General features: G+C 29.6%; 14 protein-coding genes and 1 pseudogene. 8 read left to right on the forward strand and 7 right to left on the reverse strand.

Features of this window, described 5'->3' with window-relative positions:
* Window positions 1–17: 17 nt before the first annotated feature.
* The 4 genes from ACESR5_RS08185 to ACESR5_RS08200 are packed head-to-tail and all read right to left on the reverse strand — an operon-like array spanning window position 18 to window position 2,524.
* Window positions 18–551, reverse strand: a complete 534-nt coding sequence (locus ACESR5_RS08185) for a ferritin-like domain-containing protein (RefSeq protein ID WP_087245771.1) — start codon at window positions 549–551, stop codon at window positions 18–20.
* Between the two features lie 42 nt (window positions 552–593).
* On the reverse strand, window positions 594–1,097 hold the full coding sequence (locus tag ACESR5_RS08190; protein ID WP_087245773.1) for a GNAT family N-acetyltransferase: 504 nt from the start codon (window positions 1,095–1,097) through the stop codon (window positions 594–596).
* Entirely contained in the window at window positions 1,088–1,594 is a 507-nt protein-coding gene (locus ACESR5_RS08195; RefSeq protein WP_373155044.1) for a GNAT family N-acetyltransferase, read from the reverse strand. Before ACESR5_RS08195 ends, ACESR5_RS08190 begins: the two co-directional genes overlap by 10 nt.
* 9 nt (window positions 1,595–1,603) lie before the next feature.
* Window positions 1,604–2,524 (reverse strand): aldo/keto reductase family oxidoreductase, encoded by a 921-nt coding sequence (locus ACESR5_RS08200; protein WP_373155046.1) that lies wholly within the window; start codon window positions 2,522–2,524, stop codon window positions 1,604–1,606.
* Window positions 2,525–2,592: 68 nt separating this feature from the next.
* Here ACESR5_RS08200 and ACESR5_RS08205 point away from each other — a divergent pair, with 68 nt between their 5' ends.
* The 4 genes from ACESR5_RS08205 to ACESR5_RS08220 all read left to right on the forward strand — a co-directional run bounded on the left by ACESR5_RS08205 (window position 2,593) and on the right by ACESR5_RS08220 (window position 5,569).
* Window positions 2,593–2,796 carry a DUF1146 domain-containing protein gene (locus ACESR5_RS08205; protein WP_087245779.1) on the forward strand — a complete coding sequence of 68 codons (204 nt, stop codon included), beginning with the start codon at window positions 2,593–2,595 and terminating at the stop codon, window positions 2,794–2,796.
* Window positions 2,797–2,825: 29 nt separating this feature from the next.
* Window positions 2,826–3,725, forward strand: a complete 900-nt coding sequence (gene spoIID / locus ACESR5_RS08210) for a stage II sporulation protein D (RefSeq protein ID WP_373155047.1) — start codon at window positions 2,826–2,828, stop codon at window positions 3,723–3,725.
* A 31-nt stretch (window positions 3,726–3,756) separates the two neighbouring features.
* Entirely contained in the window at window positions 3,757–4,392 is a 636-nt protein-coding gene (locus ACESR5_RS08215; protein ID WP_087245781.1) for a M23 family metallopeptidase, read from the forward strand.
* 187 nt (window positions 4,393–4,579) lie between these two features.
* A complete protein-coding gene (locus tag ACESR5_RS08220; RefSeq protein ID WP_087245783.1) occupies window positions 4,580–5,569 on the forward strand; it encodes a rod shape-determining protein in 990 nt (329 codons plus the stop codon).
* 210 nt (window positions 5,570–5,779) lie between these two features.
* On the opposite strand, the gene ACESR5_RS08225 is transcribed toward ACESR5_RS08220, so the two are convergent.
* Together ACESR5_RS08225 and ACESR5_RS08230 are read right to left on the reverse strand one after the other, a co-directional pair.
* Window positions 5,780–5,932, reverse strand: a complete 153-nt coding sequence (locus ACESR5_RS08225; RefSeq protein ID WP_158095470.1) for a hypothetical protein — start codon at window positions 5,930–5,932, stop codon at window positions 5,780–5,782.
* Window positions 5,933–6,139: 207 nt separating this feature from the next.
* Window positions 6,140–6,697, reverse strand: coding sequence for a hypothetical protein (locus ACESR5_RS08230; RefSeq protein WP_087244979.1), 558 nt, complete (start codon window positions 6,695–6,697; stop codon window positions 6,140–6,142).
* Between the two features lie 658 nt (window positions 6,698–7,355).
* On the opposite strand from ACESR5_RS08230, the gene ACESR5_RS08235 reads away from it, so the two are divergent.
* Together ACESR5_RS08235 and ACESR5_RS08240 are read left to right on the forward strand one after the other, a co-directional pair.
* Complete coding sequence (locus ACESR5_RS08235; protein WP_373155050.1) at window positions 7,356–8,135, forward strand: HAD-IIB family hydrolase; 780 nt, start codon at window positions 7,356–7,358, stop codon at window positions 8,133–8,135.
* Window positions 8,136–8,924 carry an HAD family hydrolase gene (locus tag ACESR5_RS08240; RefSeq protein WP_373155052.1) on the forward strand — a complete coding sequence of 263 codons (789 nt, stop codon included), beginning with the start codon at window positions 8,136–8,138 and terminating at the stop codon, window positions 8,922–8,924.
* 260 nt (window positions 8,925–9,184) lie between these two features.
* Here ACESR5_RS08240 and ACESR5_RS08245 read toward each other — a convergent pair whose 3' ends face one another.
* On the reverse strand, window positions 9,185–9,610 hold the full coding sequence (locus ACESR5_RS08245) for an acyl-CoA thioesterase (RefSeq protein WP_373155054.1): 426 nt from the start codon (window positions 9,608–9,610) through the stop codon (window positions 9,185–9,187).
* 196 nt (window positions 9,611–9,806) lie between these two features.
* On the opposite strand from ACESR5_RS08245, the gene ACESR5_RS08250 reads away from it, so the two are divergent.
* Entirely contained in the window at window positions 9,807–10,340 is a 534-nt protein-coding gene (locus tag ACESR5_RS08250) for a helix-turn-helix domain-containing protein (RefSeq protein WP_087244984.1), read from the forward strand.
* Window positions 10,341–10,357: 17 nt separating this feature from the next.
* Window positions 10,358–11,362, forward strand: a pseudogene (locus ACESR5_RS08255) (ABC transporter ATP-binding protein); the annotation flags it as partial.
* Window positions 11,363–11,593 lie beyond the last annotated feature (231 nt).

Below are 11,593 nucleotides of genomic sequence, written 5' to 3' on the forward strand. Positions count from 1 at the left end.
ATATAGATTTCGTATTTCTATATAAATCTTCCTTTTTCTATTTCGGAACTATTTTGTAAATATTCATTTAAAAAATATTCAAAAATTTGAATGTGTAATTCTTCATCCTCAATAATACGATGCAAAATCTTTTGGATTGTTCTTTCTTTTATACAGGTTATTTGTTGTTGATATATAGCAATTGTATTTTGTTCTTGAATAATCGCATTTTCTAATAAAGATTTTAAATGACTAGGATAGACATTATATCCAGGTGACCAGTATTCTAGACAACCTTGCTGACAATCCCAAAGTCGAGGATCTGCACCTAAATGATAAGCTAAATGAGCAAAGATATCTAAATGATGCATTTCAACAATACTGATTTTTTCCATTGCTACAGATAATTCAGGCCAAACGTCTTTTAAAATAACATGATTATAAAAATAAAGACTAACAGCATTCATTTCCGAATAGAGTCCAGCTAAATTAGATAACATTAAAGATGCATATTGTGGATTTTCCTTTATATCAGTCATTTCTGGATAAGGTTTGTTGATAAAGTAGTTCATAAAATAACCTCCATACTTCTACTGTATGAAGGTTATCTATAATTATTCTAATATTTTTTCAAAACCGATACGTAAGTCACCACTTAATAGAGTAATTTCTCCACATTGATGAAAACCATGTTTTTGTAAAAAACGTTGCATAGATAAATTATCTTCATGGGTATCAATGCGGATACTATGAATATGGTTTTGTTGACATTCATGAATAGCATATTCTAATAATTGATGAGCTATATTTTGACCCTTATGACTTTCATCTACAACTATTCGATGAATAACAGCATAAGGCTTATGATGAGTTAACCATTGTCCCTGAATCTTTTGATAAGTTGGCTCGTCTTCAATAGCAAAATACATTGTTCCAATAATATCATGATCTTCAATAACATAACTATTATTCTTTTGAATATCTTCAATAATATCTAAAGATTGAGGGTAACCATCTTGCCATTGATCAATATTTTGTTGTTTAAAATAATTTTGAGCTTGATGAATAAGTGTCATAATTCTTTGTACATCATCAAGATGAGATTTTCTTATTTCCATGTTGTTCTCCTTAAACTATAAATGATGACATCATGATATCGAAAGTTCTTATAGGCATGTTCAAATAAGTAACCTTCTTTTTCAAAATGATTCCATTCTAAAACACGACATGATGCTTTATTTTCTACAAAGACTTCAGCATAAATTTTATGAATATGGTAACATTCAAAAACATGCTGACAAAATAAACGTACAGCTTGTCGCATGATACCACGATGAGCATAAAGGGGATTTAACCAATATCCTAATTCACAATTATGGACGTAAATATCATTATGCAAAGTTCCACCAATACAACCTACACAAATACCATCTACAACAATTCCAAAATCTAGACCATGATTTTGTAAAGAATGAGTAATAAAAGACATAGCATGATCTAATGTATATGGATAGGGAAAAGTATTTCTTAAATACGTACCAATACTTTTTTCATTAGCATGATATGCTAATTGACAGGGATCAATTTGATCTAAAGTTTTTAATTCAATAATCATAGACTCTCCTTAAGGAAGAGGCTTATCACTCGCAAGGTAAAGATCGTACCATTGTTGACGTGTTAAATGAATATCACACGCTTGGACCATTTCTTTTAAATGAGCAGGTGAAGTTGTTCCCATAATAGGTTGCATACAAGCTGGATGACGAAGTAACCATGCAATTGCAATAGCACTCTTTGTCACATGATATTCATCTGCTAGTTTTTCCATGACAGAATTAAGTTTTTCATAGTTAGGATGATCAATAAAACATCCTTCTGTCCATGATGCCTGTACAACACTCCAAGGTTGAATCGTGATATCATGTAAACGACAATAATCTAAAACACCACCATCTTTATCTTGAGCCCATGATTCTTTCATATTCATATTCATTCCTGAATCAATCATAACAGAATGTACGATAGATAACTGTAATTGATTAATAATTAATGGGTGTTGAGTATATTTTTGTAAAAGTTCTATTTGTAAAGGTGTATGATTAGAAACACCAAAATATTTCACTTTTCCACTTTCATATAATTCATCAAAAGCTTCAGCAACTTCTTTTGGATCACATAAGGCATCAGGACGATGCAATAATAAAATATCAATATAATCAGTTTGTAATCTTTTTAAAGAATTTTCAACACTTGTTAAGATATGCTCCTTAGAAAAATCATAGCGTTTCCCTGGAACAATTCCACATTTTGTTTGAATAATCATTTTTTCACGATATTCAGGGTGCTTTTTTAAAACTTCACCAAAAATTTCTTCTGATTTTCCTCCACCATAAATATCAGCATGATCAAAAAAGTTAATACCTGCATCTAAAGCAGTTTGAACGAGTTCTTCGACTTGTTCTAGGCTTTTATCAGCAATACGCATACAACCTAAAGCTAAACGAGAAGCCTTTAAATCTGTTTTTGATATTTGAAAATAGTCCATAAATTAGTCCCTCCTGTTGTTATTATATAAAATAATGATTATAATGTAAAAGAAAAAGAGGTGTTTCTATGTATCATATTGTTAGTATTATCGTGTATATTGTTTCGATTACTCTTGCTATGATTGGTTTAAGTTGTTTTCGCTTTGATCAATACATCAGAAAAGGTAAAGAAAGAGAATTTCATATTTTCTTTATTGTTACATCAATAGCTTTAGGTTATTTATTTGCATCTTTTATATTGGATTTTGGAAGTTTAAGTTTTCAATTCTAAATAAGAAGTTTTCAACATATATATGAATGATGAAAAAAATATATGTAAAACTTCTTTTTATATTTTCTATTTTATTAGTGATCGGTTGTTTTCATTATCAGGATGCAATGGTTTGGATTCATTCAAAATATCAAGTGAAAACAAAGGAAAAAAATGTACAAGTTCAAATGTCTGATCAGGTTGTATCCATCCCATTAGAAGAATATCTTATAGGAGTTATTGCCGGGGAAATGCCAGTCAGTTTTGAAAAGGAGGCACTCAAGGCACAGGCAGTAGCCAGTCGTACTTTTGTATTATCAAGGGATTTAAAAGTTGATAATACAACCAATTCACAGGTTTATTTAGATGATGATGAAATGAAGAAAAAATGGGGAAAACAATATGCACAAAATAAACAGAAAATAGAAGAAGCAATTCAAGAAACAAAAGGTGAAGTTATGACATATCAGGGAGAATATATTTCTGCATTGTTTTTTTCTAGCAGTAATGGTAAAACTGTTAATAGTGAAGATTATTTTACGGGAGAAGTGGCCTATCTTAAATCGGTTGATAGTCATTGGGATACAAGTATTGATCCTCATAATACAAGGAGTCAGACTTTTACCAAACAGCAATTAGCCAATATATTTAATGTTGTTCCTGAACAAATCAAAATCACATCCCATACATCAAGTGGCTATGTTGACAAAGTCACTATTAATCAAAAAACATATACAGGTAGAGAAATCAGAGAAAAACTATCGCTACCATCTTCGTGTTTTCAAATTCAGTTTTCATCAAAAGGTTATACTTTTATTACGCATGGCAATGGTCATGGTGTTGGTATGAGTCAATATGGTGCTCAAGCTATGGCTTTAGAAAAGAAAAGTTATAAAGAGATTTTACATCATTATTATCAAAATGTTGAAATTGAAAGTATAGACTCTTAACTTTTGTTCATACTTAAGTTGAGGTGAAAACATGAAGAAAAGATCTTTTCATTATAAGAAGATATTAGGAATCTCACTAGCTTTAGCTTTATTTTTAGGTGGTATTGGGATTGTTCAAAATATTTTAGATGAACGTACTCAAAATTTTGAAGATGAAACTGTTGTCAAAGTGGATGAAAATCAGACAAAAGAAAACAAAACTGAAGAAAAGAAAGTAGAAACTTTAAAATCACCGGTTAAAGATGGTATAGGGATAGTGAGATATTATTATGATAAGGATGATGATGCCACAAAGCAAGAACAGTCCTTAATATTATTTGAAGATGTTTATCGTCCTAATCAAGGTATTGACTATGCCAATAAGAATGAAAAATTTGATGTGTTGGCAGCTATCAGTGGTACTGTTACAAAGAAAACAAATGATCCTGTACTTGGCTGGGTTATCACTATTACCAATAGTGATAATATTTCTACAACTTATGAATCATTATCAGAAGTATCAGTAGAATTAAATAAAGAAGTCAAACAAGGTGATGTGATTGGTAAAAGTGGTGAGAATGTTTATGAAGCTGACTTAAAAAATCACTTACATTTTATTCTTCAAAAAGGAGATCAATTGTATAATCCAGAGAAATTTATTGGACAGACACTTGATATGATTAAATAAAATTTAGGTTCTTAGGAATCTAAATTTTTTTAAAATATTCACATAAATTTCATACATTTGGTATATTATCATTGAGGAAAAGAAAGTGTTTTGAAAAAGATAAAAATTATGTTGATATAGAAATAATTTTTTCTTGTAATTAATAGGAAAAATGATACAATAGAAATGCTTATAGGAGGAATGTTCAATGAAATTATCAAAGGAAATTGGTATTGACTTAGGAACAGCTAACATCCTTATTTATGTCAAAGGTGAAGGTATTGTTGTCAATGAACCTTCTGTTGTAACTATCAATACTGAAACAAATAAACCTATCGCAGTAGGAGAAGAAGCCAGAGATATGCTTGGAAAAACTCCAGGTAAATTTCAAGCTATTCGTCCTTTAAAAGATGGGGTTATCGCAGATTTTCAAATTACTGAAATATTATTAACTCATTTTATTAATAAACTTAACTTAAAAGGAGTTTTCTCAAGACCAACTATCTTAATTTGTTGTCCATCAAATATCACTTCAATTGAAAAGAGTGCTATTCAGGATGTTGCATTAAGATGTGGAGCTAAACGTGTTTATATCGAAGAAGAACCAAAAGTAGCTGCGATTGGTGCTGGATTAGATATTTCTAAACCATCAGGAAACATGGTTGTAGATATCGGTGGTGGAACAACTGATATTGCAGTTCTTTCATTAGGTGATATCGTTACAAGTACATCTTTAAAGATTGCTGGAGATAAAATGGATGCTGAATTAATTAAATATGTTAAAGATAAATATAAATTATTAATTGGTGACCGTACAGCAGAAGAAATTAAGATGACAATTGGTAGTGCTTATGAAGCTGATCCAAAAGAAGTAATGGATGTAAGAGGTAGAGATTTAGTTACAGGATTACCTCATACAATCCAATTGAATGCTAAAGAAACTCAAGAAGCTTTAGAAGAATGTTGTATGACAATTTTACGTTCTACAAAACAAGTTCTTGAACAAACACCACCAGAATTATCAGCTGATATCGTTAATAAAGGTATTTTCTTAACAGGTGGAGGAGCTTTACTTCATAACTTAGATAAATTCTTAGAAGAAGGATTAGGAGTTCCTGTATTTGTAGCTGAAAATGCTCTTGATTGCGTCGCTGAAGGATGTGGTGTTATGTTAGAAAACACTCAATATTTACAATAGTTAATAAAAGAGGCTGTAACGAAATAGCTTTTAAAAGTGAATGCGTACAGCTTTTTTATGTGAATTTTGAGAATAAAAAATGATAAACTTATGATATGAAAATGGACAATGATGATTATTGCCCATTTTTATTATGACTTAAAGATATTTGGTTGAGTTATTTTTAATAATGTCTTCATTGACAAAATCAATGAAATCAATCATAGAATATTATTGAACCTTGATTTTTAACTTTTTATAAATTAGGAAACCAAAATAACCAAAGATCAAGAATGATAAAATAGAATCAAACACAATAGCAATCATATTATTTGTTCCATTAAATACTTCCAATAATAAAGGTATACTGACTGCAAATCCCATTAATAATCCTCAAATACAATGAAACCATGATTTTGGAAAGAAAACAAAACCTATAAATAAAACAATCATTAGCAACATAACTGAATCATTCATAAACGAAAAGTGATATTCGCCGTTTTGTTAGAATAGTGCTAAAAGACCTAAAACACAAATTCATAAATTATTCATCTTAGGACTCATAAATTTCATAAAACCACCATCCATATCTTAGACTAATTCATCTTTACTGCGCATTAATTCTTCACTGCCATTTTGATAAGTTTGTATAATTTGCTGATGGTATTTTTCATATATGTTGATCATTTTTGTAATATACGGATTCACTATGTCTTGAATATTTTTTATATTTTCAAAATCTGAACTGTTCTGTATATTTGAACAGTCAACATATCTTCTAATCCAAAAATCATCAGTTTTGATAAATACATATATACTTTTTTTACCGTATATCCATAATGAAGTGCTACTCATCAGCTCAACTTCACATTCATATCCTTCATATTTCCAATTATATTCATGTTGTTTCTTATTATAATCATTTATATACGCTTTAGAATCTCTTTCCTTTAGAAAATAGATGTACTCTGTATCATCTTGTAATGAAACACCAACAGGTTCATTTTCCTTATTATAAATAAAATCAAAGCCATCATAATTCTCCACGAAATACGGATTATAGTCATTATATCTCCATAATTGTGAAAACAAAAATCCAATTATCAAAAGACTCATAAAACCTAAAACTATTATTATACGTTTTTTCATATTACATTTTTACCTCGACAAGCTTTATTCCCATTATCCTACTATTTTTTATAAGTTTTTTAGAAAGTTTAATCATTGAACTATAGCTCATAAGAGCTATATATAAGTTATAATCATCAAGTTTAAAATAGTAGAACTTATTTCTATATGAATGATTATTATTTTCCACCATAGTATTAGCAAAATCATCAATCAATTTATTTGAATCATAGAATTGTTTTCCATTGAAATGATATAATTAAATATTATGAATGGATACATCTTTTTCTAAGTATTCTTCAACTGAATGATTACAATATGAGTGAAATATACTGCATTGATCATTGTTATAAGAATATTCATAATATTATCAATAGTCATAGAGAAATTTTAATTATTTCTTCATACAATCTTATATGTCATTTTTACCTTTATGACTGTATCTATAATGGAAAGAATTGCCTTCTTTTTTCGTACCATCCTTCCTTGGCGTATTATTCTTTTTCTATTTCAATTATACTATGATATATATATTGACTCAAATATAAAATCAATTCTATAAATAGTTTAAATATCTTTTATCATTTATAAAATATTGAAAATAATAGTTTTTTCTTTATCTGTAAAAAAATAGATTTTTTATATGATTTTGTTAAAATAGATGACTGAGGTGATAAAGATGGGGAAAAAGAAGTATTTTTTCTTTGATATTGATGGAACTTTAGCTGTTGGAACTCCGGGTGACCAATATGTTCCTGAATCAGCGAGAAAAACAATTAAAGAATTAGAAGCAAAAGGACATTTTGTTGCTATTGCAACAGGTAGAAGTTATGCAATGGCAGTCAATCATATGAAAGAATTAGGATTTAAAAATATGGTGAGTGACGGGGGAAATGGAATCACTATCAATGAAAAACTAATTGAAATCAAACCTTTAGATTATGATAAGTGTCTAGCATTAATTGATGAATGTAAAGAAAAAGGATTCATTTGGGCAATATCACCAGATAATGAAACAAGACGTTTAGCACCAGATAATCGCTTTTATGATTTTACACATGATATTTATATGGATACAGTTGTTGAAGAAGGCTTGGATCCAAGAAATTATGATCAAATCTATAAAGTTTATGTGGCTTGTTTTTCTCCAGAAGAAGAAAAACTAGAAACTTTAAAGCAATTACCTTGGTGTCGTTTCCATAAAGAATATTTATTTGTTGAACCAGGAGATAAATCAGTAGGAATTAAAGCTATTGTTGATCATTTTGGTGGAGATTATCAGGATGTTGTTGTTTTTGGTGATGAGAAGAATGATTTGAGTATGTTTCGTGATGAATGGACTTCTATTGCGATGGGAAATGCTATTGATGAATTAAAAGCAAAAGCAACATATATTACAGATGATGCTGATAAAGATGGCATTTATAAAGCATGTCAGCATTTTGGATGGGTGGATTAAATGAGTAGGAAAATTATATTTTTTGATATTGATGGAACATTGTTTTGTCCAGAGTTAGGACGTATTACTGATGAAGTGAAAAATGCAATTAAATCAGTTCAAAAGCAAGGACATTTATGTTTTGTTGCAAGTGGTAGACCTTATGGATTCATTGCTGAAAATGTAAAAGAAATAGGGTTTGATGGATATGTACTGGCAAATGGGGCTAATGTGAAATATCATAATAAAGATTTAACAGCAAGATATTTAAATCCAGAAAAGGTTAAAGAATTGACTGAGTGTTTAAAGTCTAAAAATATTGAATATATTTTGCAGACACCAACACTTTGTTATTTGAATCAGTCAAACCAATGTTTATTAGATTTCTATTCTCATTGTAATATAGATTTTCATAATTTATGTTATCAATATGATGAAGAAGATATTATAAAAAGAACAGTTAAAATGGAAGCATGGACAAAAAATCAGGAAGAGTTAGATTATGCGATTTCATGTTTTCAATCTTTTTCTTACGAATTGCATCCAGATCATCATAGCCTAGAAATTTATTCTAATGAAGTATCTAAGGCAACAGGTATATTAGATGTTCTACATGAATTGAATATTGATGTGAATGATAGTTACTGTTTTGGGGATGGTCCTAATGATCTAGAAATGTTTGAAATAGTTGGACATCCTATTGCGATGGGAAATGCTATTGAAGATATTAAAAAAAGAGCAGAAATCATATGTCCAAGTGTTCAGGAAAATGGAGTGGCTATACAATTAGAAAAGATGTTTAATGAATAACTAGCTATCAAAGCTAGTTTTTTCGTATTATTGATAATATAAAAAGAGCAGAAACATTCTGCTCATATAAAATCTACATAAATAATATCATTGCAAACATAAAAAGTAAGGATATACTGGCAACTAATAGTGCAAAGTTAAAGCCAGTTTTTTCGTGTACTTCATTTTTAATGCCAAAAGCTAATGAAAACACAAAGAGAAAAGGCAAAATAAACCAGGTAAGATATATCAATGTATGAAAGCCATCAGTTTGAAAGAGTTCACTCAACATTGTTTGTATCCTCGTTAAGAAGCTGAACAAAAATTTGATCTAATTCAGGTAAAAATCTTTTTAAAATAATAGGTCTACCATTTTGATTCAGAAAACAATGTAAACTTTTCCCAATAGCTACAATGTCATCATTGACTTTCATCGTATATTCTATTTCTAGACGTGTTCCCTTATATGCAGAAACATTTGTTTCAATGTTAATAAGATCAGGGAAAGTCGTACTTTTTTTATAATCACATTGAATGCCTATAACAGGAGAACTAATACCTAATTCTTCCATCTTATCATAACCAAAACCAATATGATTTAAAAAATCAATACGTGCTTCTTCCATAAAACGAATGTAATTAGAATGATGTGTAATTTGCATTTTATCGGTTTCATAATATTGAACTTGATGTGTATATGTGTGCATAATCTATACTCCTTTACTTTTTTATTATAATGAATTTATTATATATATTCAAATTGATTTTGATAAAAAAGTTTAATATTTATGAACTTTATTTTAAAAATATGAAATTTATTGTTGCATTAGGGGTAGAAATATGTATAATAAAGTTGTTTGATTTTTTGAATTTAAAGTTTAGTATAGTGACATGGAGGTTTATATGGACATTGGAAAGAAATTGAAGGATTTACGTATTAAAAATGATTTGACCTTGGAAGAGTTGGCTTCAAGAAGTGAACTCACAAAAGGATTTCTTTCTCAAGTCGAAAGAAATTTAACCAGTCCAAGTATCTCTACACTCGAAGATTTGTTAGAGGCACTAGGCACCAATCTTTCTGAGTTCTTTCAATCTGATCAGGAAGAAAAGATTGTCTTTCATACACAGGATTTCTTTGTGGATGAAAAAGACGAATATACGATTGAATGGGTTATTCCTAATGCTCAGAAAAATGAAATGGAACCAATTCTTTTAACTATTCATGGACATGAAAGAAGTAAAGAAATGGAATGTCATAATGGAGAAGAATTCGGTTATATTTTAAAAGGAAATGTCACTTTAGTTCGTGGGAATAAAAAATATAGATTAAAAGCAAAAGAAACATTCTATATGGATGGTAAAGAAAGTCATTATTTTATCAATAATGGTTCAAGTGATGCCAAAATATTGTGGGTCACAACACCACCAATGTTTTAAAAGAAGGGAGTATGATTATGGATAAGAAGAAGTTAATACAATTTCGTAATATAGTGAAAGAATTTGATGGACAAATTGTTTTAAAAGGTGTCAATCTTGATATTTATGAAAATGAGTTTGTGACTTTACTGGGACCTAGTGGGTGTGGAAAGACAACATTACTAAGAATTTTAGGTGGTTTTCTAGATGCAACTGAGGGAGAAGTTATTTTTGATGGAAAAGACATTAGTCAAGTTCCTCCACATAAAAGAGAGTTAAATACTGTCTTTCAAAAATATGCTCTTTTCCCACATATGAGTGTTTATCAAAATATTGCCTTTGGATTAAAAATTAAGAAAATGAGTAAAGACGTTATTGAACAAAAAGTTATGAAAATGTTAAAGCTCATTGGTTTAGAAGGTTTTGAAAATAAAAACGTTACACTTCTTTCAGGGGGACAACAGCAACGTGTAGCGATTGCCAGAGCACTTGTTAATGAACCTAAGGTTTTATTATTAGATGAACCACTTGGAGCATTGGATTTAAAATTAAGAAAAGAAATGCAATATGAATTAAAAAGAATTCAACAGGAAGTTGGAATTACCTTTATCTTTGTTACACATGACCAGGAAGAAGCCTTAACTATGTCAGATAAGATTGTTGTTATGAAGGATGGGGAAATTCAACAAGTTGGAACACCTCAGGAAATCTACAATGAACCAGAAAATAGATATGTCGCTAACTTCATTGGGGAAAGTAATATTATTCCAGCTGTCATGTTAGAAGATTATAAAGTGAAATTTGATGATATTGTTTTTGACTGTGTGGATTTTGGATTTAAAGATAAACAACCTGTTGATGTTGTGATTCGTCCAGAGGATATTGATATTGTCGATGTCAAAGATGGAAAAATGACAGGAGAAGTCTTAAGTGTTCTTTTTAAAGGTGTACATTATGAAGTTATGGTTGAAACTGTTCCAGGAACAAGTGTAACTGTGAACATGCATGTCATCAGAAATCGTGATGTGACATCTGAAAACGGAAAAGAAAAAATCAGTGCCAATGATTTCTATGTCGATATTGAAGATGTCAAATCATTAGATGATGCTGAAATTATTGCGCGTGCTGATGCACAGGCATGGAATCCTGAAACAGATGATTATATTTCTATCAGCAAGATTGATTATGATTTAAAAGAAGAAATTGGTGAATATGCAGTGACATTCTCGACTTCAAGTGGAACATCAGTAGAACGTAAGATCATTGTTGTGAAT

The organism is Clostridium sp. AUH-JLR23, from assembly GCF_964238065.1.
GTDB classification, from domain to species: Bacteria; Bacillota_I; Bacilli_A; order Erysipelotrichales; family Coprobacillaceae; genus Allocoprobacillus; species Allocoprobacillus merdigallinarum.